Genomic DNA, 24,320 nt, shown 5'->3' on the forward strand with positions numbered 1-24,320 from the left:
TGTTGCCGGGGTATTGCGGAATCATGGCGAGTTCCCGAGCGCACTTTCGGCCACCGCGCACCGGCGTCTACGGTCATGGCGTCAGGGGGCTTCTGATCCCGCGCAAGCCGGACAGCTCCCAACGCCGGTCCGCGGGGAGGTCGGCGCGTGCCGTGGACCACGCGAACGCCCCTCCGCCGTGCCCATCGCCGCCGTGTGTCCCTCCCCCGCAGCGCTCCCCCTCACCGCGCTCGTACTCCACCGCGCCCCCGTACCCGCGACTCTTCGGTCCGAGGAGAACCTGTGCGCTCACACCAGTCCGGAAGAACGGCGAGAACGGTCGCCATCCTGGCCGCGTCCGCGGCCTTGCTCGCCGGGTGCAGCACGTCCGCCCCCTCCGGGGCACAGCCGGCGTCCGAGAAGGCCGGGGACACCGCCCGTCTCGGCCAGGTGCTGAGCGGCGGAGGCACCCCCGTCGACGGCGGCACCCTCAAGCTGTCCATGTCGGCCGACCCGCTCTGCCTCGACCCGCACGCCATCTCCTCGGACACCGAGCAGATCCTGGGCCATCTCCAGTTCGACAACCTCACCTACCTGGACAAGAACGGCGCCCCGAGCCCGTGGCTCGCCACGTCCTGGAAGATCTCGGCGGACGGCAGGACCTACCGCTTCACGCTCAGGAAGGGCGTGACGTTCGCCGACGGCACTCCCTTCGACGCACGCGCCGTGCAGGTCAACTTCGCGCACATGCTCGCGCCCTCGACGCGGTCCCCGCTCGCCGGCCCCTACATCGCCCCGTACGACCACAGCACCGTCATCGACGACCACACGCTGCAGGTCCACCTCAAGACCCCTTACAGCCCGTTCCTGAACGTCCTGGCGCAGGGCTGGCTGGGTATGGAGTCGCCGAAGGCGATCAAGACGGACACACCGGCGCAGCTCTGCCGCCACCCGGTCGGCACGGGCCCCTTCGCACTCGCCACGTACACACCCAACGTCGGCGCCGCCTACGTACGCCGCGACGACTACGACTGGGGGCCGCCGGCGCTCGGGCAGAGCGGACCGCCGCACCTGCACGGTGTGCACGTCTCCTGGATCGGCCAGGACCCGGTGCGGTACAACTCACTGGTCGACGGGCAGTATCAGATCTCCGGCTACGTCCCGGCCCAGAACGGCGAGGCGCTGCGCTCGAACCCGGGCTTCGTCTATCAGGACGTCAACCGCATCGGATGGCCGTTCACCCTCGACTTCAACACGTCCAAGGCACCCCTCAACGACGTCCGGGTCCGCAAGGCGCTCGTCGAAGGGGTGGGCACCGCGGCGATCGTGCGGACGTCGCAGTTCGGACAGCGGCCCGTGGCACGCGGCTACCTGGACTCGGTCACCGCGTTCTACGACCCCACCGCGAAGCTCCCCGGCCATGACCCCGACGACGCGGGCGCCCTGCTGGACAGGGCGGGCTGGCGGAACCGGAACTCGGCCGGCTACCGGACGAAGGACGGCAGGGAACTCGACCTGGAGCTCCCGGTGTCGAACGCGACGACCGTCAGCCCCGTGTACGACCTGCTCCAGGCGCAGCTCAAGAAGATCGGCGTGAGGCTCGACATCCAGCTCCAGCCGCAGACCCAGGTCACCACCCGCCGCTACGCCGGCGACTACGATCTGCTCTCCGGCGTGTGGCACACCAACACACCGGACGTGCTGTACATCAAGTACGCCTCCAGTCAGATACCCGATGAGAAGCACCTGGGGCAGAACCTGTCCCGGCTGAAGGACCCGGTCCTCGACAAGGTTCTCGAACGGGCCCGCCGGACCACCGACACTTCCAGGCTGAGGACCCTCTACGCCACGGCGCAGAAGCGCCTCGTCGAGGACGTGCCCGGGCTGCCGGTCTACCAGAACACCGTGCTGTGGGCCTTCAGCAAGAAGCTCCACAACGTCGTGGTGAACAGCTCGCACGGCACCCCGCTGCTCACCTACGCCTGGCTGTCCCGGTGAAGGCGGCACTCGTCGCCCGCCGGGTCGGCTGGCGGGCGCTCAGCGGTGCCGGCGTGCTGTGGGGAGCCGCCACGGCCTCCTTCTTCATCCTGCACGGCACGGCCGGCGACGCCGCACTGTCGACGGTGTCGGGGCAGGGCGCCGACCCGACGCAGGCCGTGCTGGAGCAGGTGCGCCACGACTACGGACTCGACCTGCCGCTCTGGCGGCAGTACCTGGACTACCTGGGCAGGCTGCTCCACGGCGACCTCGGCGAGTCCTACCAGCAGCGGCTGCCGGTGGCCCGCGCCATCGGTGACCAGCTCGGCGCCACGGTGCAGCTCGCCGTCGGATCGGTGGCGTTCGCCCTGGTGCTCTCGGTAACCGTCGGTGTCCTCACCGCGAAGCGCCGCCGGTGGCTCACCGGGGGCACCTCGGGAACGGAACTCGTCCTCGCCTCGATGCCCACGTTCGTGATCGGTCTGTTGCTGCTGCTGGTCTTCTCGACCGGGCTCGGCTGGTTCCCGGTGTCGGGGCAGGACGGCTTCCGCTCGCTGGTGCTGCCGGTGTTCACCCTCGCCCTGCCGGTCACCGCGGTGTTGTCGCAGGTGCTCAGATCGGAGCTCGACGACGTGCTGGAGCAGCCCTTCGTCCTCACCGCGCGGGCCCGCGGCATGCGGGATGCGGGCGTCCGGTTCCGGCACGCCCTGCGCCACGCCCTCATCCCGGTGGTGACCATGGCAGGCACGGTGATCGGCTGGATGCTCGGCGGCGCCGTGGTCACCGAGACGCTCTTCAACCGCCAGGGCCTCGGCCAGCTCATGCTCACCGCCACCACGAACAAGGACATTCCGATGGTCGTCGGCTTGATCATCTTCGCCGCTCTGGTCTACGTCGTCGTCAATCTCGTGGTGGACCTGCTGTACACCCTCATCGATCCCCGGGTGGTGACCCCATGACCGAGGCGAATCCGACCCCCGGGAGCCCCGCCGAGCACCGCACCGACCACCCCGCCGGGCGCCGCGCCTGGCTGCGCGCCCACCAGCCACGCCCGGGCACCGCGCTGGCCGGCGTCTTCCTGGTGCTGCTGGTGGTCGCCGCCGTCGCCCCGCGCGCCCTCACCGGGCAGGACCCGCTCGCGGCCGACGGCGACCCGGCATTCCTCGCGCCGTTCGCGTCCGCCGCCCACCCGCTCGGCACCGACCAGGCCGGCCGTGACCTTCTCGCCCGCCTGGTACACGGCACCCGTGCCTCCCTCACCATGGGCCTGGGGGCCACCGCGATCGGCGTCGTCGGCGGCACCGCGCTCGGTCTGCTCGCCGGTCTCGGCACCCGCTTCGCCGACACCCTGGTGATGCGGTTGATCGACGTCGTGCTCGCCATCCCGGAACTGCTGCTTGCGCTGGTCGTGATCGCCATCCTCGGCGCCGGCACGGTGGACGCCCTGTTCGCGGTCGGGGTGTCCACCGTCCCGTACTACGCGCGGATGGTACGCGCCCAGGCCCATGTGGTGCGCCGCTCGGACTATGTGGAGGCCGCCGTCGCCCTCGGCGTGAGCCGGGCTGCCGTGATCCGGCGGCACGTGCTTCCCAACGCCGTGGGGCCGCTGCTGGTGCTCGCCACCATCGGCGTCGGGCGGGCCATCGGCGTCGGCGCGTCGCTGAGCTTCCTCGGCCTCGGTGCGGAACCGCCCGCGCCGGAGTGGGGCAGCATGCTCTCGTCCGCGATCCCGTTCCTCTCGAACGACTGGCAGCTGGTCGCGCTGCCGGGGGCGCTGATCACGCTGACCGTGCTCGCGGTGACGGTGACGGGACGGCAGCTGAGGCGCCGCAGTGAGGGGAGGACGGCCCTGTGACCGCCACGACACCCGCACCGGACCCGGCCGCGGGGACGGCGCGGACCGCCGATCCGGGGGCCCGGGAGCCGGCCGCTCCGCTGATCGAGGTCGACGGTCTCACGGTGCGGTTCGGCTCGCGCCGAGCCGCACCGGTGGTCGACGACGTGACGTTCACAGTGGCCCGCGGCGAATGCCTCGCGCTGGTCGGCGAGTCCGGCTCCGGCAAGAGCGTCACCGCGCGCACCCTTGTCGGGCTGACCGGTGCAGGCGCCGTCCTGGAGTACCGAGGGCTGCGGTTCGACGGCCAGGACACGGCCCGCTTCAGCGAACGGACCTGGCGGCGGGTGCGGGGCGCGCACATCGGCTTCGTCATGCAGGACGCGCTCTCCTCGCTGGACTCGCTGCGGCCGGTGGGCCGGGAGATCTCCGAGCCCCTCAGGCTGCACGCGCCCCTGACGAGGCGGCAGCGCGAGGAGAAGGTGCTGGCGCTGCTCACCTCGGTCGGCGTCCCGGAGCCCGCGTTCCGTGCGAGCCAGTACCCGCACGAGCTCTCCGGGGGCCTCAGACAGCGGGCGCTGATCGCGTCCGCCCTCGCCTGCGACCCCGAACTGATCATCGCCGACGAGCCGACGACGGCGCTGGACGCCACCGTCGCCGCCCAGGTCGTCGATCTGCTCCGGGAGATCAGGACCGCCGACCGCGCGCTCCTGGTGATCAGCCACGACCTGTCCGTGGTGGCCCGGCTCGCCGACCGCGTCGCGGTGATGCGCGCCGGCCGCATCGTCGAGCAGGGCCCGACCCGGCGAGTCCTGAGCCGGCCCGCGCACCCCTACACGCGCGAACTGCTGGCGGCGGTGCCCTCGGCCGCGTCCCGTTCCACCCGGCTGAGCAGCGCCCCGCCGCGCACCGTCCCGTCCGGCCACGCACACGGGCGCGACCGCCCCGCGCCCGGCACCGTGCTGATCGAGGCGAAGGGGCTGCACAAGTCGTTCCAGGACCGTGACGGCGTCCTCCGCAAGGCCGTGGACGATGTCTCCTTCACCCTCGCCGCCGGGGAGACCCTCGGCATCGTCGGCGAGTCGGGGTCGGGCAAGACCACCACCGCCCGGATCGTGCTCGGCCTGGAGCGTGCCGAGCAGGGAGTGGTGCGCCTCGCCGGCCGGGACTGGACGAGCCTGTCCCGGCCGGAGCAGCGTGCCGAGCGCCGGCACATGCAGGTCGTCCACCAGGATCCGCTGGCGTCGTTCGACCCGCGCTACACCGTGGAACGTGTCCTGACCGAGGCGCTGCTGGTCAGCGGTGTGCCGCGGGGGCCCCGGCGCGCGGCACGCCTTGCGGAACTGCTCGACCTGGTACACCTCGACACGGGCGTCCTGCGCCGCAGGCCCCTGGAGCTCTCCGGCGGGCAGCGGCAGCGCGTCGCCATCGCACGGGCGCTCGCGCCCGAGCCGGAGATCGTCGTCTGCGACGAGCCGGTGTCGGCACTCGACGTCTCCGTGCAGGCCCGGATCCTCGACCTGCTCACCGGCCTGCAACGTGAACTCGGCCTCGGCTACCTCTTCATCTCGCACGACCTCGCAGTGGTGCACCACCTCAGTGACCGGGTGCTGGTGATGAAGGGCGGAAGGGTCGTGGAGTCCGGCGACGTCGAGGAGATCTTCGAGCGCCCCCGCCACCGCTACACCCAGACGCTGCACAGGGCCGTGCCCCGGCTCACCCTGACGGGAGACTGATATGACAGAGAAGAAGAAACTCCACGTCAACCTCTTCGAGATGAACTGCGTGGGGCACATCTCACACGGCCTGTGGGTGCACCCGGAGAACAACCGGCACCGGTTCAACGACATCGAGTTCTGGCTGGAACTGGCGCAGCTGCTGGAGAACGGCACCTTCGACGCCGTCTTCCTCGCCGACGTCATCGGCACCTATGACGGGTTCCGCGGCGGACCCGAGACCGCGCTGACCGAGGCCGTGCAGATCCCCAACAACGACCCGCTGCTGGTCATCCCGGCGATGGCCGCGGTGACGCGGAACCTCGGTTTCGCCGCCACCTTCTCCACCACCTACGAACCCCCCTTCGCGTTCGCACGCCGGATGAGCACCCTCGACCATCTCACCAAGGGCCGGGTCGCCTGGAACGTGGTCACCTCCTACCTGCCCAACGCGGCCCGCAACTTCGGGCTCGGCGACGAGATCGACCACGACCGCCGCTACGAGATCGCCGACGAGTACCTGGAGGTCCTCTACAAGCTCTGGGAGGGCTCCTGGGACGACGACGCGGTGATCCAGGACACCGGCAACCGCGTCTACACCGACCCCGCCAAGGTCCGCTACACCAACCACGTCGGCCGGTACTACCAGGTCGCAGGCCCGCACCTGTCCCAGCCGTCACGGCAGCGCACCCCGGTGATCTACCAGGCGGGCAGTTCCCCGGCGGGACGTGCGTTCGGCGGGCGGCACGCGGAGGCGGTGTTCGTGGGCGGCGGCTCGCTCGACGACACCCGGTCCTACATCGAGGGGTACCGCGCCGAGGCCAAGGCGGCCGGGCGCGACCCGAACCACATCAAGTTCATGGCCGGCGCCGCCGTGATCGTCGGCAGGACCGACGACGACGTCGCACGCAAGGTGGAGCAGTTCACCAGGCTGCGCAGCGTGGCGGGGCACCTCGCGCACTCCGGGGCGGGGCTCGACTGGACCCGGTATGCTCCCGAGACCCGCGTCGGCGACATCATCGCCCGCAAGGACCCCGGCTACCAGCGGCTCATCCGCCAGTACAAGCCCGAGCAGACGGTCGGCGACATCATCGCGCGCATCGGAGGCTTAAACCGCGGCGCGTTCCACGTCGCGGGCACCCCCGCCGTCGTCGCCGACGCGATCGAGGACTGGCTGGACCGGGGCGGCATCGACGGCATCAACCTCCGGCAGTTCCTCACCCCGGGCACCGCGCGGGACTTCATCGAGCTGGTCGTGCCCGAACTGCGGCGCCGCGGCCGGTTCCGCGAGTCCTACGAGGACGGCGAGACTCTGCGGGAGCGGCTGTTCGGCGCGGGCCACGCCCGCCTGCTGCCCGACCATCCCGGCACACGGTACCGGGCCACCGGGTCCACGGCGGCCGCTGCCGTCGGGCCCCCGTCCGGGTCCGCCACGGCTGATGCGACGTGATCGCACCGCGCGGTGGTGATCCGGACGGGCCGATCTCCTCGGATTCGATGTCGCTCGAGTGGAAGGGGCGTGCTCACCGGTCACCGCCGATCGCCGGGCGGGCGTCGGCAGCGGTCGCCGCGCTCAGCCGGTGGCGTACGGCGGCCAGGTGGCCGCGCAGCCGTCGCAGTGGAGTGGGCGGCACGGCGCGGGAGTTGCCGCGTGCGTAGTACCGCTCGACGTAGAACTGGGCTGCGCCGAGCACGGTGGTGACGGCGATGTACCAGAGGGTGGCGACCATCAGCAGCGGGATGACCTGGTACGTCTGGTTGTAGATCAGCTGCACCGAGTACAGCAGGTCGTGCACCGCCAGCACGCTCACGATACTGGTGCCCTTGAGGGTGCCGATGAGCATGTTCCCGGCGGTCGGCACGATGGAGCGCATCGCCTGCGGGACGACGATCCGGCGCAGGGTGCGGCGTCTGCTCAGCCCGAGTGCCTGGGCGGCCTCGAGCTGCCCGGGGTCCAGGGAGAGGATACCGCCGCGGACCACCTCGGCGGCGTAGGCGGTCTCGTGCAGGGTCAGGCCGATGACGGCGGTGAGGGTGGGGCCGAACAGGTTGACCGTCTTGACGGTCAGGAACCGGGGACCGAAGGGGATGCCGAGGCCGAGCGTCGGGTACAGGGCCCCGATGTTGAACCAGAACAGCAGCTGCACCAGCAGCGGTGTGGACCGGAAGATCCACACGTAGCCCCAACTCAGTGTCCGCAGGATCGGGTTGGCGGAGAGCCGCAGCACGGCGAGTACGGTGCCGAGCAGGAAGCCGAGCACCATCACCACAGCGGTCAGCCACAGGGACAGCAGCAGCCCGTCGAGCACGGCGGCGGTGGCGAAGTACCGGCCCACCACGCGCCACTGGAAAGCCTCGTTGCGGACGACGGAGTTGAGCACCATCGCCAGGAGCAGCAGCGCGACAGCAGCGGTCAGCCACCGGCCGGCGTGCCGGCGCGGCACGATCCGCGGCATGTCGGGGCCGGGGGCGCCCGCCCGCTTCGGGGGCTTCGTGGCAGGGGTCGGCGTGACTTCGGAAGACGTGACCATCGAGAGGCTCTCCGGGGGAGGTCGCGGGCGTGGGTGACCACCCGGTGGCACGCGTAGGGAGCGCAACGGCACAGGCGCTGCGTACGGTGCGGACCGGGGCTCGGCGTCGTCACACTCGCCGCGTCCCTCAACGCGGCCGGAGGGGCTGCCGCGCATCGCGGAGCCGATCCGCCTTCGATCGTATGTGCCCACCGCGTTGATATGTCAACAGCGCGTCGCGAAAGGCCGGTTGAGGCGGTCCGGCATCCGGGCGCCGCTTGACGGAGAGCACGATGTCCTGCTCAATTGACCGTATGAATGCCCAGCAGCGCTTGGTCTCGCGCGATCACATCGACTTCGGTCGGGTGTGGTCCGCCGCGTGTTGCGCCTGACTCGGCAGCGGGCCTTCTGACCGGCCCTTCCCTCCCTCGGTGACCCCGTCGCGGGCCGAGTTCTCCTCACGCGCGCTGCCGCAGCTCTGCTTCTCCCGACGCTCGACGTCATCACGACCGCACCGACCTGTCTGCCTGACGGCCTGTTTCGCATATGCCCGCACGCAGGGCAATCTCCGCCGTGCCTGCGTGCCGCAGCAACCCCAGAGAGGCCATACCATGCCCGTGGAGTTCCTCGGCATCGCCGCCACCAACGACGGCTCCGAAACCACCCCGCGCTCCGGCGCCGCGTTCGACAAGGAGTACACGCTCCGGCTCGCCCGGGCGCACGAGGACCACGGCTGGGACAGGGTGCTGTTCGCCTACGGCTCCGGATCCCCGGACCCCGCTCCAGCCGCCGCGTACATCGCGAGCAGGCTGGACCGCCTGCAGATCCTGCTCGCCCACCGGCCCAACGTGTCGTACCCGACGTTCGCCGCGAAGACCTTCGCCACCCTCGACCGGATCAGCGAGGGCCGGCTGACCGTGCACTTCATCACCGGCGGCAACGACCACGAGCAGGGCCGCGAGGGCGACACCCTCACCAAGGACGAGCGCTACGCCCGCACCCGTGAGTACATCCGGATCGTCAAGAAGATCTGGACCACCCACGAGCCCTTCGACCACGACGGCGAGCACTACCGCTTCCACGACTTCGTCAGCGACGTCTTCCCCGTCCAACAGCCCCGCCCGAACGTCTCGTTCGGCGGCTCGTCCCCTGCCGCGTACGCCGCGGGGGGCGCCGAGGCCGACATCTACTGCCTGTGGGGCGAGCCCCTGGCGAAGACCGCCGAGCAGATCGAGAACGTCAAGGCCGCCGCGAAGGCCGCGGGCCGCACCGACATGCCCCGCATCCAGGTCGCCTTCCGCCCGATCATCGCCCCGACCGAGGAGCTGGCCTGGGAGAAGGCCCACCGCACGGTCGGCGCGATCAGGGCCCGCAAGGAGCGGGGTGAGGCGATCACCAGGCGCCATAACGGCCACGCGCAGCCAGAGAACACCGGTTCGCAGCGGCTGGTCGCCATCGCCGAGGAGAAGGAGCGCTACGACCGCGCCCTGTGGACCCCGACCGCCGCCGCGACCGGTGGCGCGGGCAACTCGAACGCCCTGGTCGGCACCCCGGAGACGGTCGCCCAGGCGCTGCTCGACTACTACGACCTCGGTGTCGACATCCTCTCCGCACGCGGATACGACCTGCTGGGTGACGCCATCGACTTCGGCCGGTACATGATCCCGATCGTCCGCGAGGAGGTCGCCAAGCGCGACGCCGAGCGCGCGGGCCGCGGCACACAGAACCTCGCGGCGGTGAGCGGATGACCGCTGTCGCCCACCCACCGTCCTCAGCTGCTGAGTCGACCGTCATTGAAGTTCCGGTCTCCGATCCTCGGGTGGAGCCGCTCCTGCGGGAACTCGGCGACGAGTACTCCGCACGCTACGGCCGTGACGCCCACGCCGAGATGGCCCGCTACCCCGACGAGGAGTTCACCGCGCCGCACGGCGGCGTCCTGCTGCTGCTCCTGGAGAAAGGCGAGCCGGTCGCGGGCGGCGCCTTCCGCCGGTACGACGCGGACACCGCCGAGCTGAAGCGGATCTGGACGCACTCCGCCCACCGCCGACGCGGCCTCGCCCGCCGTGTCGTCGCCGAGCTGGAGCGCGAGGCGGCCGCACGCGGCTACCGGCGCATCTACCTGACCACCGGGCCACGCCAGCCCGAAGCCCGCGGCCTGTACCTGGCCACCGGCTACACAGCGCTGTTCGACACGGAGGCCGACCCGGAAACCATCGGCCCGCTGCCGTTCGAGAAACACCTCAACGTCGCGTCGCGCACCCGAAAGGCCTCCGACCCGTGAACGTTCCCGGCACCAGAGCCCGCCTGCGTCTCGCCGCCGCCCTCGCGCTGCTGCCGCTCCTGGCACTGACCGCCTGCGGCTCCGGCGACACCGACGGCACAGCACCGGCGGGTGATCAGGCCTCTCCCGCGCCGACCGACGACCCGGTCGGCGCCTTACGCAAGGTGGACCCGGTCGCCGCCCTGCTGCCTGCCGACGTCCGCAAGGCGGGCACGCTGCGGGTCGGCAGCGCGATCGGGTCCCCGCCAGGGGCGTACTACCCCAACGGCGCGGACAAGGCGCCCGCAGGCCAGGACATCGACCTCGCCGACGCGGTGGCCAGGGTGCTGGGCGTGAAGCTGGAGCGCCAGGACGCCTCCTTCGAGGCGATCCTGCCCGCCCTGGGCAGCGGCAAGTACGACTTCGGCACCGGCAACTTCGGCGTCACCAGCGAGCGCCTGAAGACCATCGACTTCGTCACCTATGTCAACGACGGCCAGGGCTTCGCGGTGAAGAAGGGCAACGCAGCTCTCAGGTCGAAGGTCACCGACCTCACCCAGCTGTGCGGGCTGACCATCGGCACCGGCGCCGGCACCACCTTCGAGGCGACCCTCACCGCGCAGCGGGGCGTGTGCGCCAGGGCGGGCAGGAAGCCGTACGACGTGAACGTCTACTCGGAGAACGCCGCGACCCTCACCGCGCTCCAGCAGGGCCGCATCGACGTGATCATGTCGACCATCAACGGCCTGCGCTCCCAGGCGGCCCAGCCTGCCTCCCGGACCACCTTCCTGGGCGAGTTCCACCGCCTCGACGTCGGCTTCGCCTTCAAGAAGGGCTCCCCGCTCACCAAGGCCTTCCAAGCCGCCGTCAACGAGCTGATCGAAGACGGCACCTACGCCCGGATCCTCAAGAAGTGGGGCACCTCCGCCTCCGCGATCGAGACCTCGCGGATCAACCCGCCCGCGCACGCCTAAGAGTTGAGCAGGAACATCACGATGGCATCCACCACCGACACCGCGCCGCCCGGCGCGGCCACCCCGGCCACCGGCCCTAAAGCCCCGCCCGCCCCGGACGACCCGGCCTCGCTCAAGGTCGTACCCGCCCGCCACTACGCCCGCTGGGCGGCGGCCGCCGCCGTGATCGTGCTGGTCGCCCAGTTCGTGCACGGGCTGGCCACCAACCCCGTCTGGGAGTGGCACGTCTTCCGGGACTACGTCTTCTCCGAGACGATCGTCCAGGCGGTGTCGGTGACCCTCCAACTCACCGCCTGCGCCACGGTGCTGGGCTTCCTCCTGGGGACCGTTCTGGCCTTCATGCGGCTGTCGCACAGCCCGGTGCTGCAGTCCGTCGCCTGGACCTACATCTGGATCTTCCGGTCCATCCCGATGATCGTCCAGCTGGTGTTCTGGTTCAACCTGAGTGCGTTGTACGAGGAGGTGGGCGTCGGCATCCCCTTCGGGCCGGTGTTCTGGTCCGTCGACAGCAACAGTCTGATCGGCACCATCGGCGCGGCCATCATCGGGCTGACGCTGCACCAGGCCGCCTACGCCGCCGAGATCGTCCGCGGTGGTGTCATCGCCGTCGACCACGGGCAGCTGGAGGCCGCCGCGGCGCTGGGCATCCCCCGGCTGCGGCAGATCCGCCGGATCGTGCTGCCGCAGGCCATGCGCGCCATCCTGCCCACGGCCGGCAACGAGGTCATCGGCCTGCTGAAGGGCACCTCGGTCGTCTACGTGATGTCCATCGGCGAGCTGTTCTACCAGGTGCAGGTGGTCTACGGCCGCAACGGCCGGGTGATCCCGCTCCTGCTGGTCGCCACCGCCTGGTACGTGGTCCTCACCTCCCTGCTGTCGATCGCCCAGTACTACGTGGAGCGCCGCTACGCCCGCGGCGCCAACCGCACCCCGCCGTCCACCCCGCTCCAGCGTGCCCGCCGCTACGTACGCGACCTGCGCGCGGCGGCGGCCCGGCGCGACCAGCCCGTCGCGCCCCTGAAGCCCTTGGGAGGCAGCCGATGAGTGACGTGACGGTGGCCGTCAGGGACGCGAAGCCGACGGTCGACGGCGTGATGGTGGACGTCCGCGGCGTCCACAAGAGCTTCGGCCCGCTGGAGGTACTGCGCGGCGTCGACCTCCAGGTCCGCGCCGGCGAGGTCACCGTGATCCTCGGCCCGTCCGGCTCCGGCAAGTCCACGCTGCTGCGCACCATCAACCACCTGGAGAAGGTCAACCGCGGCTGGATCAGCATCGACGGCGAACTCATCGGCTACCGCCGCTCCGGCGGCAAGCTGCATGAACTGAAGGAGAAGGACGTCCTGAAGCAGCGCACCCACATCGGGTTCGTCTTCCAGAACTTCAATCTCTTCCCGCATCTGACCGTTCTGGAGAACCTCGTCGAGGCACCGGTCTCCGCGCTGCGCCGCCCGCGCAGGGAAGCGGAGCACACCGCCCGCCGGCTCCTCGAGCGGGTCGGTCTCGCCGACAAGGCCGACGCCTACCCACGGCAGCTCTCCGGCGGCCAGCAGCAGCGCGTGGCCATCGCCCGCGGACTCGCCCTCGAACCGAAGGTGCTGCTCTTCGACGAACCCACCTCGGCACTGGACCCGGAGCTGGTCGGCGAAGTCCTCGATGTCATCAAGGACTTGGCAGGCACCGGAACCACCATGATCGTCGTGACCCATGAGATCGGCTTCGCCCGCGAGGTCGCCGACACCGTGGTGTTCATGGACGGCGGTGTCGTCGTGGAGCAGGGGCCGCCCGCGGCCCTACTCGACGCCCCGCGGCACGAGCGCACCCGCGCCTTCCTGTCCAAGGTCCTCTGACCACCCCCATCCCCTTTCCCAAAGCAGGGAGCCCGACTGTGTCCACCTCGATTGCCCGCCGTACGACCGCCGCCGCGCTGGGACTCACCGCCGCCCTCGTCCTCGCCGCGTGCAGCAGCCCCGACGACGGCGGCACGACCGAGGTCGCGGCCGCGTCGGGCAGCAAGACGAAGATCAATATCAGCCCGGACCAGGAACGCATCACCACCGGCAAGGTCGACTCCCTAGCCGCCGAGGTCCCTGAGAAGATCCGCAAGAGAGGCGCCCTGGAGATCGTCGACTCGTCCGGTTCCGCGGCCCCCTGACCTTCTACGCCACCGACAACAAGACCGTCATCGGCGTCGAGCCCGACATCGCTTCCCTGGTCGCCGACGTCCTCGGCCTCAAGCCGCACATCAACACCGTCTCCTGGGAGAACATCTTCGTCGGCCTCGACAGCGCCAAGTACGACGTCGGATTCAGCAACATCACCGTCACCGAGGAGCGCAAGGAGAAGTACGACTTCGCCACCTACCGCGAGGACAACCTGGGCTTCGAGGCCAAGAAGGGCAGCGGCCTGAAGGTGGACGGGCCCGAGGACGTGGCGGGCAGGACGGTCGCCGTGGGCAGCGGCACCAACCAGGAGAAGCTGCTGGTCGAGTGGAGCAAGGAGAACGAGAAGGACGGCCGCAAGCCGGTGGACATCAAGTACTACCAGAACGACAGCGACACCTACCTCGCTCTCCAGTCCGGCCGCATCGACCTCTACCTAGCCCCCAACCCGACCGCCGCCTACCACGCGGCCACCACCGGCAAGACCGAGGTCGTCGGCACCTACTCCGGCGCCGGCGCCACCCTCCAGGGCCTCATCGCGGCCGCCACCAAGAGGGACAGCGGCCTGGTCAAACCGCTCGCCGACGCCCTCAACCACATCATCGAGAACGGCACCTACGCGAGGGTGCTGAAACGCTGGGGCTTGTCCGACGAGGCCGTGACCAAGTCCGAGACCAACCCGCCCGGCCTGCCCAGGACCAACACGTAGCCGAGCTGGGGTGTGCATGCCGTGGAACGCCCGCGCACCCCCGCCTTCGTCCGCCGAACAAGGTCCCCTGGGCTTCGCCGCCGTCGGCGGACTCCCCCCACCGCTCGACGGCAGCGCAGGCCGGCTCGACGCGGTGGCCGCAGTCGCTCGCGACGCGCCGCCGACCAGCCAGGATCGGCCTTGGGCCGCGCCGTGCACCGGGGCGCAGTCCACCACTACCTGATCATGGAGCTGCTCGACCTCGCCGGTTGCGCGCGCCCCGCGCGCTGCGGTGGGGCGCCGGGCGGAAGCGGGCGGGTGCCGCCTGGCCCGGCCCCGTCGAGCGCGCCCTCCCGGGAAGTCCCGCGCAGCTCGCGGGCTATGGCCCCCTGTACGCGGTGCCGGTGCCGGTGCCGGTGCCGACACCGACACGGACACCGACCCACAGCCGCGCCGAGCCGAGCTTCGTCCGGCACCCGTGCGGTGTTGGCCCGACGGTGGCCTGGAGGGGTGTGATCGCCACCTCCAGGGCGGGGGCGCCGTGGTCCGCGGCGTGATCAGGGCAGGATGGAGTCGACGTAGCCGCCGTCCACGCGCACGGCGCCGCCGGTGGTGGCGGAGGCGTGGGGCGAGGCGAGGTAGACGACCAGGTTGGCGATCTCCTCGGGCTCGATGAGGCGCTGCAGCAGGGACTGGGGGCGGTACTTGACCATGAACTCGTGCTGCGCCTCGTCCCAGGGCAGCTCGTCGCCGACGAGTTCGCGGACGAATCCTTCGACACCGCCGGTGTGGGTCGGTCCGGCGATGACGGAGTTGACGGTGACGCCGGTACCGGCGGCGTCCTTGGCGAACCCTCGGCTGACGGCGAGCAGCGAGGTCTTCGTCATGCCGTAGTGGATCATTTCGGCGGGGATGACCACGGCCGAGTCGCTGGCGAGGTTGAGGACGCGCCCCCAGCCCCGTTCCTTCATGCCAGGCAGGTAGGCGCGGATGAGCCGGACGGCGGAGAGGACGTTGACCTCGAAGTAGCGGCGCCACTCGGCGTCGGTTATCTCCAGCGCAGGGGCCGACCCGAAGATGCCGAGGTTGTTGACGAGGATGTCGACCGTGGGCGCGGCCTCCAGTACGGCGTCGGTGCCCTGCTGAGTCGAAAGGTCGCCCACGGCGCCGGAAACGTCGTCGCTGCCGGAGTCGGTGCGCACGGTGCGGACGGCGTCCGCGACGCGCTCCTCGCCGCGGCCGTTGACGACGACGCGGGCTCCGGCGCTGGCGAGGCCGGTGGCGATGGCAAGGCCGATGCCCTGGGTGGAGCCGGTGACCAGAGCGGTGCGGCCGGAGAGATCGATCTGCATGATGCGTTCCCCTCATCGAGGCTGTGGAGCTGCTGCGGCGGTGCCGGCGCCGGGAGCGCCGTCCGCCGGGGAACGGATGGGCACTCCAGGAGCCTTCGGGTCAGTTGAGGGTGTCGGGGTCCGGGCCGGTGCGCAGGTTCCGGTCGAGGCCCGCGAGGGCGGCCATGTCGGCGTCGGTGAGGTCGAAGCCGAAGACGTCGAGGTTCTGCCGGATGCGCTCGGGGGTGACGGACTTGGGGATCACGATGGTGCCGCTCTGAAGGTGCCAGCGCAGTACGACCTGCGCCGGGGTCTTGCCGTACGCCTCGGCGATCCTCACGATCGCCTCGTCCCCGAGGACCGCCCCCTGGGCCAGGGGGCTCCAGGCTTCGGTGGCGATACCGTGCTCGGCGTGGAAGGCGCGCAGCGCGGTCTGCTGGAGGCCGGGGTGCAGTTCCACCTGGTTGACCGCGGGCGTGATGCCGGTGTTCTTCAGGAGCCGCTGCAGGTGGGGGATCTGGAAGTTGGAGACGCCGATGGCGCGGGCCCGCCCGTCGGCGAGGATCTTCTCCAGCGCCTTGTAGGTCTCCACGTACAGGTCGCGGGCCGGGGTGGGCCAGTGGATGAGGTAGAGGTCGACGTGGTCGAGGCCGAGCTTGTCCAGCGAGGCGTCGAACGCGGCCACGGTCCGGTCGTGGCCCTGCTCCTCGTTCCACAGCTTGGTCGTGACGAACAGCTCTTCGCGGGGGAGGCCTGAGGCGGCGACGGCCCTGCCGACACCGCGCTCGTTGCCGTAGATCGCGGCGGTGTCGATGCTGCGGTAGCCGGCTTCCAGGGCGCTGGTGACCGCGGCGGTGGTCTCCTCGTCGGAGACCTGGAAGACGCCGAAGCCCAACTGCGGCATGGTCACGCCGTTGTTGAGTGTCACGTTCGGCACGGAAGTCATCAAGGATCCTTTCCTTGGTGTTGCCCTGATACGAGAAGGGGCAGGAGGTGGCCCGCCGGTGACGACCCACCCCCGGGTCGGTTGACGAGATGGGTCAGAGAGCCTGGAGGGCGGTCTGGGCGAAGGCGTGGTCCTGCTCGGGGGCGCCGCCGCCGAGGCCGAGGGCGCCGATGAGCTGTCCGTCGCGGTGGATCGGCACGCCGCCGGCGATGAACAGCAGGGGCTTGTTCAGCGCGGTGGGCAGGGAGTGGAAGGGGCCGTCCGGCTTGACCAGGTCGACCAGGTCGGCCGTCGGCGCGTTCAACTGCAGGGCGGTGTAGGCCTTGGCCGTGCTGGTTTCACCGGAGATGAGCACGGCGCGCTCGTCGCGGCGGAAGGCCAGGAGGTTTCCGCCGGCGTCGAGGACGGTGATGCTGACGGGGACGTCCGCCGCGTCGGCCGCGCGGCGGGCGGCGAGGACGAGGGTCTCCGCGTCGGTTGCGGTCAGCGGGGCCACGGTCGGGGTGCTCATGGGAAAACTCCCTTGTCAGTCGGGGTAACGGTGGGCAGCGGTCGGTGCGGCGCAGGTACGGGGCTCAGGGACGGACGGGTCCTGCCGCTGAGGAGCCGAGGTTCGTCGGTGCGGAAGCCGGGGTCGTGCGGGAGGGCCGCAGTTCGAGCCGGTGTGAGATGACGGCCAGCACCAGAGCGGCGCCGGCCAGGACGGCTCCGACCGCGTTGGGCGCGGTGTAGCCGAGGCCGGCGGAGATCACCAGACCACCGAGCCAGGCGGCCAGGGCGTTGCCCAGGTTGAAGGCGCCGATGTTGGCAGCCGAGGCCAGTGTGGGCGCGCCGTGGGCGTGGTCCAGGACGCGCTTCTGAAGAGGTGGGACGGTGGCGAAGCCGAGAGCCCCGATGAGGAAGACGGCCGCGACGGACGCGGCCTTGCCGGCGGCCAGGAAGGTGAACAGCAGAAGGACCAGCGCCAGGCCGCCCAGGGCCGTGTAGAGCATGGGCATGAGCTTGCGGTCCGCGAAACGGCCGCCGATGAGGTTGCCTGCCACCATGCCCAGCCCGAAAACCACCATCAGCCAGGTGACGGAGGAGTCCGCGAAGCCACTGACCTCGGTCATCATCGGCGCGATGTAGGTGATGGCGGCGAACACGCCGCCGAAGCCGAGGACGGTCATGGCCATGGCCAGAATGACCTGCCCGTTCTTGAAGGCGGTGACCTCGTGCCGCAGTCGTACTCCCGCCGGCTTGGGGATGTCGGGTACGAGCTTGGCGACGCCGGCCAGGCCGAGTACGCCGAGGGCGGCGACGATCAGGAAGGTCACGCGCCAGCCGGCGCTCTGGCCCACGAACGTGCCCAGGGGCACGCCCACGACGTTGGCCACGGTCAGGCCGGTGAACATCATGGAGATGGCGCCGGCCGCCTTCTCCGGCGCCACCAGTTCGGCGGCGACGACGGAGCCGATGCCGAAGAAGGAGCCGTGCGCCAGCGAGGCCACCACCCGGCCGATCAGCATGACGCCGAAGACCGGGGCGACGGCGGAGATGAGGTTGCCGAGGATGAACAGGCCCATGAGCAGCATGAGCATGTTCTTGCGGGAGATCCTGGTGCCGAGGACGGTCATGATCGGTGCACCGATCATGACACCGAGGGCGTAGCCGGTGACCAGGTAGCCGGCCGTCGGCACGGACACGTCGAGGTCCGCACCGACCTGGGGCAGCAGCCCCATGATCACGAATTCCGTTGTGCCGATTCCGAAGGCCCCGATGGCCAGGGCCAGCAGCGCGAGCGGCATGACAAGAGTCCTTTGCCTGCAAGATCAAATTGCGTGAGCGCTTTACGTGCGCCGACAATAATTGCACATGCTGGCTAATTGCAAACGCGGGTATGGTGGGACCCGTGATGGGGTGGCAGGTCTCCTGCCGGCGCCTCCGCTCGTACGGCCAGACTTGGGGAGCTGAACATGACCGCCACCGACCCGGCGATGACCGCACTGGCGCACAGTTGGTCGGCGCTGTCGCTGCTGCACGGCCGCATCGAGAACAGAGTCGGACGTGCGCTTCAGGCCGCACACCGGTTGAGCGCACGTGAGTACTCGCTGCTGGACGTGCTGAGCCGTCAGCACGACGGAGAGGGCGGGCATCTGCAGATGCGGCAGGTCGCCGACTCCGTCGTCCTCAGCCAGAGCGCCACCACACGGCTGGTGACCCGGCTGGAGGACCGCGGGCTGCTCTCGCGCTACCTGTGCCCCACCGACCGCCGCGGCATCTACACCGACGTCACCGACGACGGTCTTCGCCTGCTGGAGGAGGCCCGCCCCACCCACAACACCGCCCTGCGCAAGGCCCTCGAAGAGGCTGCCACCGAGCCCGTGCTCGCGCCCCTGGTCCATGCCGTCCAGCAACTGCAAGCCGGTGCACAGCCGGTATGACGCGACGCGCCGCCGCGGCCGTACCGCCGCGGAGGGCGCAGCCCCGCTCCCTCAGCTCTTGCTGGAGGCGGGGGAGCTGAGGCGGGGCGCTGACGCGGCCGCACTGAGGCGGCCGCACTGAGGCGGCCGCACTGAGGCGGCCGCACGACGGGCCGCCGGCGGGATGCGCGCGCGGCGGGCGCGGAGGGGGAGTGGCCGGACGGCTCGGACGTCCGGCCGCTCCCCTCCGCCGTCGCCGTGCACGTGGCACCTTTCGCCTGTTCAGCAGTCGGTGTCGGGCTCCGCCTCGGCGACGTGGTACGGCGCCCGCGCGTCGAGCAGGAGCGGCACCAGGGCCCGCAGCGGCTGACGCAGCGGTACGAGGACCCCGCCGTCCCCGTCACGCACCGTGCGCAGCCCGTGCAGCGCCAACTCGTCCCTGAGATCGGCGTACTGCTCCCCGGTCAGACGGTAACCGCAGGGCGGCTCCTGAAGGACCTGGTCCTCCTCGGCGGGGTCGTTGTCCGCGCCGGACAGGTAGACGGGGCCGCTGTCGCGGTATCCGGCCACCCGGGCGGCGGTGACCGCCCTGCTCAGAGCGGCCCCCTGTGCCCCGGTGAAGGCGAACAGGCCGCGCAGCGCCGAGAGGTGGGAGCCGACCCGGCGCCGGTGGTTGAGCGAGGGGTCGTCCTGCTCCGCCTGGGACAGGGCGTCGACGCGGCTCTCTATGAGCAGTCCGGCCGCGTTCTTGACGCCGGTCATATTGCGCAGGATGCGTTCCTGCCCGTCACCGGCGGTCTGCCGGATCGGCTCCCCGGTCTCCGGATCGGTCCAGATGCCATAGGTGCCGATGGAGTAGGAGTCCTGGCGGACGGTGGGCCGGACGTAGGCCTCGGAGAGCGACCGGGCCATGTCGTGCACCGTGGGGTCGGTGTTGAGGTTGCGCGGCCACAGGTCGAACAGGTCCTTGTCGTAGTACGGCGGGGTGGCGCCGTACTCGTGGAGGTCGTAGACGACGTCCGGCCTGCGGTCGCGGATCACCGCCGCCATGGCACGGGCCTCGGCGGTCCGCAGGGCCAGGTGGTCGCGGTTGATGTCGATGCCGTCGCCGTTGCCCCGGGTGTCGGCGGCCCGGCCGTCGGGGTTGGCGGTGGGTACGAAGAGGACGGTGGTGTGGCGCAGCAGGCTCTCGGTGGCCGGGTTCTGACCGTAGGCGAGGTCACGGAGGGTGGTGAGGCAGGCCTCGCGCCCGGCGGGCTCGTCGCCGTGCTGACTGCAGATCAGCAGCACCGTGGTCGTGGCGTTGCGGGCGCCCACACGCACCAGGTGCAGTGGCCGGCCCTGCTTGGTGGTGCCGATGCGGGTGACGGACACCTTGTCGCTCCCCGCGTCCACCTCGGCGAGGAACTTCTGTTCGTCGCTCTGACCGGTCCATTCGGCGCCGTCGGTGCGCTCGAAGCCGGTGCGCGGCGGGGCGTCCCCGGGTGCGGCGAGTGCGGGTGCGACAAGGGTGGGGGTGAGGATCAGGGCGGCGGCGAGCGATGTGGTCGCCGCCGCCTTCGCGAGCGGTCTCCAGGTCGTGAAGCGCGTTCGTTTCACCATAGGCGGACGGTACAGCGGTCAACTCGCGTACAAAAAGGGCGCCTTTCGTGCCCGGTGGTGCCGGACGCCCCGGACCGTGGCCGGTCCGTCGGCCGCTCAAGCCGCCTCCCGTCCCGGACGCAGGCACTCGATCAGGTAGCCGCCGGTCTCGGGGTCGACGGTCACCCCGTGGGTTTCGCTGCGGAAGCCGGGGAAGCGTCGGTCGAAGGATTCCAGCGCGGTGAGATAGCGCAGCAGTGGGCCGTCCGCGGTGCCGACGCTCTCGCCGGGCATCAACACCGGGATGCCGGGCGGGGTGACGGTGACCATCGCGGCCGCCACCCGTCCCGCCGCCTCGGCGATCCGGACTCGCTCGGTGCCGCCACGGATCAGCCGCTGGTAGCAGAGCTGGGGTGGAGTGATCGGTTCCGGCAGCTTCCGGAAGGCGTGTCCAGCAGGTCGACCAGGCCGGCGGCACGCAGGTGGTCGTGCATCTCCTGGCGCAGTCCGCGCAGCTTCCGGCCGGTGTAGCGCTTCGGGTACTCGGCGACCAGACCGGGCAGGACGCGGTCGAGCGGCGCATCCTCGTCGTAGCGGGCCTTGAAGTCCATCAGGGCGTCCAGCAACGTGCCCCACTTGCCCTTGGTGATGCCCATGGAGAACAGCAGGAGCGCGGTGTAGCTGTCCGTCTTCTCCGCGACGATGTTCCTGGTGCCCAGGTAGGACGTCAGCACCCGGGCCGGGATGCCCCGGTCGGCCATGGCGCCGGTGGCACTGATCCCCGGCAGGTCAGGGTGACCTTGATCGGGTCGAGCATGCAGTAGCCCGGGCTCAGCCCAGGGAAGCCGTGCCAGTCGGCATCGGGCTCCAGGTGCCAGCAGGACGGCCCGCCGCCCGGTCCGCCGTCCGTTCCGCCCCCGGACCGAAGGTCCCATCCCACCAGCGCTGCGGCCAGGCCCGCCTCGGTGCGGAGCACCGCCTGCGCGTCGGCGCCGGTGACCGCCCAGCGGACCGCGAAACCCTCCGCCTCGATCGCCGTACGGAGCCTGAGCAGTTGCTCGGCCCCCGTCTCTTCGTCCCTGGGACGCTCCTGTACCGCGAACAAAACCGTACCGCCGCTCATACCGCCCCCTCCTCGGCGGCCGTCGCCACCCCGTATGAGTGTCCGGAGGACGACCGGCGGCGGTAGTAAGCGGGCGGAAAACCGCCCTAACGAAGGAAATGCCCCCCGAGGTCATGCCGACGCCCGTGCCCCGCCGAAGGGGGGCCGCCGACGCCCGGTGCCCCGCCGAAGCCCGGCCAGGAGAGGGCCTGGAATAACACCTCGCCCCCACTCGCCTCGCCCGGTACGGTCGCGACAGCGTGCTCAGCGCGGGAGCCCGTGGGACCCGCGCGGCCACCCCGGAAGTTCCCAGGCTGAGAGTAGGTTTCGCCAATGGCATGCCGTGTCAGTGAACTCGTGCTCAAGTGCCGTGACCCCGAGGCGCTGGCGCGGTTCTGGTGCGAGGTGCTGGACTTCGTGGTGCTCGATCGCGAAGAGGAGGGCTGCATCGAGATAGGTCCGCGCGAAGGGTTCGGCGGCCCGCAGCCGACGATCTTCCTCATCCGCGACGACGAGCCGAGGAACGGGAATCTCCGGCTGCACATCGACGTCAACCCCACCGACCGCGATCAGGACGCCGAGCTCGAACGCCTTCTGGCCGCCGGGGCCGAACTCCTCGACATCGGTCAGCCCGCGGAGGCGTCCTGGCACGTCCTCGCCGATCCAGAAGGCAACGAGTTCTGCCTGCTCAAGCCCCGCCTCGACCCACTCTGACGGCCTTCGCCGGCAGGAGGGGGAAGGCCGTCGGCCACGCTTCCTGCCGGCCGGCCGGGGACATGCCGCCGGCGGAGGCCGCCGACCGCCTCCCCAGGTCGCCTGGGGAGGCATGTCCGACTGCCGGATGCCCTGCTCCATGGGGAGGGTCTTCAGGCCGCGGACGTCACGACGCCCCGCCTCGCCGGCTACGGCGTCGCCTGCCGGCCTCTCGTCCTCATGGCGATGGCCGCCGCGCCGAGCACACAGGCGATGGCGGCTGCCAGGTAGGCGAGGTGGTAGCCGGCGAGCTGGTCGTCGACGGTCGTCGAGACCAGGACCATGACCGCCACTCCGGCGCTGGCGCCGATCTGCTGGGCCACGACGTTCACCGCGCCGGCGACCGCGTGTTGGTCCGGTGACACGTCGGTGAGCCCGGCGGACGTCATCGAGGGGAAGTTCAGCCCTTGGCCGATGCCGCTGAGGACCAGTCCTGGCAGCACATGCTGCACATAGCTGCCGTGGTGCGGTGTCGCCAGCCACAGCGCCGTTCCCCCGCCGATCAGGATGAGCCCGACGGTCATCAGCGTTCTCGGGGCGTACTTGGTCAGCAGGCGTCCGGTGGCGAAGTTGGCGGTGAGGAACACGGCCAACGACATCGGTACCAGCGCGATACCGGACTCGGCCGGGGAGTAGCCCAGCATCCCCTGCAGATACAGCGGCGCGAAGAACAGCAGCCCGACCGAGCCCGTGAACTGGAGGAAGGCCGCCAGGCTCGCCACCCGTACCGATGCGATCCGGAAGAGGCCGAGAGGAAGCATCGGATCCTCGGTGCGGTGTTCGCGCACGACGAAGAGGACCAGGCAGGCCGCGGCGGTGCAGAGCGCGCCCCAGGCCCACGCGCCGCTGCTGCTCACGCCGACGACCAGCAGGGTGAGGCCGAGCGTGCCCGACACCGCACCGGGCAGATCCAGTCGGCCGCCGCGCCCGGTACCACGGGGCAGCCCGGCGCGCGTCGCGGCCAGCACGGCCGCGCCCAGCACCACCGAGAACCACAGCACCGACCGCCAGCCGAGGAACTGGGTCAGTACGCCGCCCAGCAGCACCCCGCCGCTGAAGCTGACGCCGCCGATCGCCGCGTACACACTGAGGGCCCGGTCACGCGCCGGACCTGCCGAGAACACCTCGGTCAGCAGGGCCAGTGCGGCCGGACCCGACAGCGCCGCGCCGATGCCCTGGGCCGCGCGCGCACCGAGCAGCACCGCGGTGTCCGGTGCCAGCGCCCCGACCGCCGCGGACGCCGTGAACAGGGCGACACCGTATGCGAACACCCGGCGCCGGCCCCACACATCGGCCAGACGTCCACCCACCAGCAGGCAGCCGGCGAACGTCACGGCGTAGGCGGTCATCGTCCACTGGAGCGTGGCCTCGTCCAGGCCGAAACGTTCTCTGATGGACGGCAGGGCGGCGTTCAGCACCCCGAGACCGCTCACGTCCAGTGCGAGCGCCCCGGCCAGCGCCCCCAGTGCCAGGGCCGGCCTGTGCCCTGCCATCGTCGTGGTACCGGTCATGCGGGCCTGCCGGGGAACTCGCCGCGGTCGACGTCAACCACCCAGGAGGTGACCGCCGGATCGGCGGCCTCGGCTCGTACGCCGAGTGGTGCGGCCACAAGACGGTGTGCGGAGCGTCCGGATAAGGCGACGTCGGCACCGGCCGCAAGCGGCCACCGCGCGGCGGCGGCACGGGCGCACGCCACCACCGGCATGGGGTTCATGATTATCATATCGAGCAGCTTGCAGTGCCGCTCACCTGCTGTCCAGCCCGCCCCCAGCCGTATGCGGCCGGGGCGTATCCCGCAGAGAGAACCCCTCCTTCCGTCGGCTGAAGCATGGTGGCGGCAGGCGGTGCACCTCTGGTCCGGTGTCTTTGGAACTCCATATCACACGAGCGGTGCGTGGACCCGCGGAATCCCGATTTCCCTCGGAATCACAGATTCCGCGATACGAGGAGAGAGTCGCTGCCGACTTGCGTCGGCAGCGACTGCAACGGGTTACTGATACAGGCCGGGCGAGTGAGGGTTGACTGACCCATGGTGAACAAGCATACTCACTACTGCCCATGGCGTTCGAATTACCTCACGGCCACCACATGAAGTGAACCGGACACTTC

Annotated in this window: 21 protein-coding genes and 2 pseudogenes; 13 read left to right on the forward strand and 10 right to left on the reverse strand. The window is 70.7% G+C overall.

Annotation, left to right across the window (positions count from 1 at the left end):
- The first annotated feature begins 282 nt into the window (after positions 1 to 282).
- The 5 genes from ACSMXW_RS23725 to ACSMXW_RS23745 are packed head-to-tail and all read left to right on the forward strand — an operon-like array spanning position 283 to position 6,955.
- On the forward strand, positions 283 to 1,977 hold the full coding sequence (locus ACSMXW_RS23725) for an ABC transporter substrate-binding protein (RefSeq protein WP_485799184.1): 1,695 nt from the start codon (positions 283 to 285) through the stop codon (positions 1,975 to 1,977).
- Positions 1,974 to 2,915 carry an ABC transporter permease gene (locus tag ACSMXW_RS23730; RefSeq protein ID WP_485799185.1) on the forward strand — a complete coding sequence of 314 codons (942 nt, stop codon included), beginning with the start codon at positions 1,974 to 1,976 and terminating at the stop codon, positions 2,913 to 2,915. The genes ACSMXW_RS23725 and ACSMXW_RS23730 overlap by 4 nt, the downstream gene beginning before the upstream one ends.
- Positions 2,912 to 3,811 (forward strand): ABC transporter permease, encoded by a 900-nt coding sequence (locus ACSMXW_RS23735; protein WP_485799187.1) that lies wholly within the window; start codon positions 2,912 to 2,914, stop codon positions 3,809 to 3,811. The genes ACSMXW_RS23730 and ACSMXW_RS23735 overlap by 4 nt, the downstream gene beginning before the upstream one ends.
- The gene (locus ACSMXW_RS23740) at positions 3,808 to 5,526 is read left to right on the forward strand and encodes a dipeptide ABC transporter ATP-binding protein (RefSeq protein WP_485799189.1); all 1,719 of its coding nucleotides are present in this window, start codon (positions 3,808 to 3,810) and stop codon (positions 5,524 to 5,526) included. The genes ACSMXW_RS23735 and ACSMXW_RS23740 overlap by 4 nt, the downstream gene beginning before the upstream one ends.
- Before the next feature lies 1 nt (position 5,527).
- On the forward strand, positions 5,528 to 6,955 hold the full coding sequence (locus ACSMXW_RS23745; protein WP_485799191.1) for an LLM class flavin-dependent oxidoreductase: 1,428 nt from the start codon (positions 5,528 to 5,530) through the stop codon (positions 6,953 to 6,955).
- Between the two features lie 73 nt (positions 6,956 to 7,028).
- Here the strand turns inward: ACSMXW_RS23745 and ACSMXW_RS23750 are convergent, their stop codons facing one another.
- Positions 7,029 to 8,036 carry an amino acid ABC transporter permease gene (locus tag ACSMXW_RS23750; protein ID WP_485799193.1) on the reverse strand — a complete coding sequence of 336 codons (1,008 nt, stop codon included), beginning with the start codon at positions 8,034 to 8,036 and terminating at the stop codon, positions 7,029 to 7,031.
- 590 nt (positions 8,037 to 8,626) lie between these two features.
- Here ACSMXW_RS23750 and ACSMXW_RS23755 point away from each other — a divergent pair.
- From ACSMXW_RS23755 to ACSMXW_RS23780, 6 genes and pseudogenes are all read left to right on the forward strand, one after another.
- Complete coding sequence (locus ACSMXW_RS23755) at positions 8,627 to 9,763, forward strand: LLM class flavin-dependent oxidoreductase (RefSeq protein ID WP_485799195.1); 1,137 nt, start codon at positions 8,627 to 8,629, stop codon at positions 9,761 to 9,763.
- On the forward strand, positions 9,760 to 10,296 hold the full coding sequence (locus tag ACSMXW_RS23760) for a GNAT family N-acetyltransferase (RefSeq protein ID WP_485799197.1): 537 nt from the start codon (positions 9,760 to 9,762) through the stop codon (positions 10,294 to 10,296). Before ACSMXW_RS23755 ends, ACSMXW_RS23760 begins: the two co-directional genes overlap by 4 nt.
- Positions 10,293 to 11,249: an ABC transporter substrate-binding protein gene (locus tag ACSMXW_RS23765; RefSeq protein WP_485799199.1), complete on the forward strand. Its 957-nt coding sequence runs from the start codon at positions 10,293 to 10,295 to the stop codon at positions 11,247 to 11,249. The genes ACSMXW_RS23760 and ACSMXW_RS23765 overlap by 4 nt, the downstream gene beginning before the upstream one ends.
- 21 nt (positions 11,250 to 11,270) lie before the next feature.
- Positions 11,271 to 12,293, forward strand: a complete 1,023-nt coding sequence (locus ACSMXW_RS23770; protein WP_485799201.1) for an amino acid ABC transporter permease — start codon at positions 11,271 to 11,273, stop codon at positions 12,291 to 12,293.
- On the forward strand, positions 12,290 to 13,096 hold the full coding sequence (locus tag ACSMXW_RS23775) for an amino acid ABC transporter ATP-binding protein (protein ID WP_485799203.1): 807 nt from the start codon (positions 12,290 to 12,292) through the stop codon (positions 13,094 to 13,096). The genes ACSMXW_RS23770 and ACSMXW_RS23775 overlap by 4 nt, the downstream gene beginning before the upstream one ends.
- A 38-nt stretch (positions 13,097 to 13,134) precedes the next feature.
- Positions 13,135 to 14,117: pseudogene (locus ACSMXW_RS23780) on the forward strand (ABC transporter substrate-binding protein).
- 536 nt (positions 14,118 to 14,653) lie between these two features.
- Here ACSMXW_RS23780 and ACSMXW_RS23785 read toward each other — a convergent pair.
- The 4 genes from ACSMXW_RS23785 to ACSMXW_RS23800 form a co-directional block, all read right to left on the reverse strand.
- Entirely contained in the window at positions 14,654 to 15,448 is a 795-nt protein-coding gene (locus tag ACSMXW_RS23785; protein WP_485799205.1) for an SDR family NAD(P)-dependent oxidoreductase, read from the reverse strand.
- A 100-nt stretch (positions 15,449 to 15,548) separates the two neighbouring features.
- On the reverse strand, positions 15,549 to 16,373 hold the full coding sequence (locus tag ACSMXW_RS23790) for an aldo/keto reductase (RefSeq protein ID WP_485799207.1): 825 nt from the start codon (positions 16,371 to 16,373) through the stop codon (positions 15,549 to 15,551).
- Between the two features lie 94 nt (positions 16,374 to 16,467).
- Positions 16,468 to 16,884 carry a GlcG/HbpS family heme-binding protein gene (locus tag ACSMXW_RS23795; protein WP_485799208.1) on the reverse strand — a complete coding sequence of 139 codons (417 nt, stop codon included), beginning with the start codon at positions 16,882 to 16,884 and terminating at the stop codon, positions 16,468 to 16,470.
- Between the two features lie 64 nt (positions 16,885 to 16,948).
- Positions 16,949 to 18,160, reverse strand: a complete 1,212-nt coding sequence (locus tag ACSMXW_RS23800) for an MFS transporter (protein ID WP_485799209.1) — start codon at positions 18,158 to 18,160, stop codon at positions 16,949 to 16,951.
- Between the two features lie 168 nt (positions 18,161 to 18,328).
- On the opposite strand from ACSMXW_RS23800, the gene ACSMXW_RS23805 reads away from it, so the two are divergent.
- A complete protein-coding gene (locus ACSMXW_RS23805) occupies positions 18,329 to 18,796 on the forward strand; it encodes a MarR family winged helix-turn-helix transcriptional regulator (protein WP_485799210.1) in 468 nt (155 codons plus the stop codon).
- Positions 18,797 to 19,057: 261 nt separating this feature from the next.
- Here the strand turns inward: ACSMXW_RS23805 and ACSMXW_RS23810 are convergent, their stop codons facing one another.
- The 3 genes and pseudogenes from ACSMXW_RS23810 to ACSMXW_RS23820 all read right to left on the reverse strand — a co-directional run bounded on the left by ACSMXW_RS23810 (position 19,058) and on the right by ACSMXW_RS23820 (position 21,479).
- Complete coding sequence (locus ACSMXW_RS23810) at positions 19,058 to 20,377, reverse strand: M14 family metallopeptidase (RefSeq protein WP_485799212.1); 1,320 nt, start codon at positions 20,375 to 20,377, stop codon at positions 19,058 to 19,060.
- A 96-nt stretch (positions 20,378 to 20,473) separates the two neighbouring features.
- A complete protein-coding gene (locus tag ACSMXW_RS23815) occupies positions 20,474 to 20,791 on the reverse strand; it encodes an Orn/Lys/Arg family decarboxylase (RefSeq protein WP_485808258.1) in 318 nt (105 codons plus the stop codon).
- Positions 20,746 to 21,479, reverse strand: a pseudogene (locus ACSMXW_RS23820) (hypothetical protein). The gene ACSMXW_RS23815 and the pseudogene ACSMXW_RS23820 overlap by 46 nt, the downstream one beginning before the upstream one ends.
- A 312-nt stretch (positions 21,480 to 21,791) precedes the next feature.
- Here ACSMXW_RS23820 and ACSMXW_RS23825 point away from each other — a divergent pair.
- Positions 21,792 to 22,172, forward strand: a complete 381-nt coding sequence (locus ACSMXW_RS23825) for a VOC family protein (protein WP_485799214.1) — start codon at positions 21,792 to 21,794, stop codon at positions 22,170 to 22,172.
- Positions 22,173 to 22,360: 188 nt separating this feature from the next.
- Here ACSMXW_RS23825 and ACSMXW_RS23830 read toward each other — a convergent pair whose 3' ends face one another.
- Positions 22,361 to 23,722 (reverse strand): MFS transporter, encoded by a 1,362-nt coding sequence (locus ACSMXW_RS23830; RefSeq protein WP_485799216.1) that lies wholly within the window; start codon positions 23,720 to 23,722, stop codon positions 22,361 to 22,363.
- Positions 23,719 to 23,925, reverse strand: coding sequence for a hypothetical protein (locus tag ACSMXW_RS23835; protein WP_485799218.1), 207 nt, complete (start codon positions 23,923 to 23,925; stop codon positions 23,719 to 23,721). The genes ACSMXW_RS23830 and ACSMXW_RS23835 overlap by 4 nt, the downstream gene beginning before the upstream one ends.
- Positions 23,926 to 24,320 lie beyond the last annotated feature (395 nt).

This window comes from Streptomyces sp. DSM 116793 (assembly GCF_057320905.1).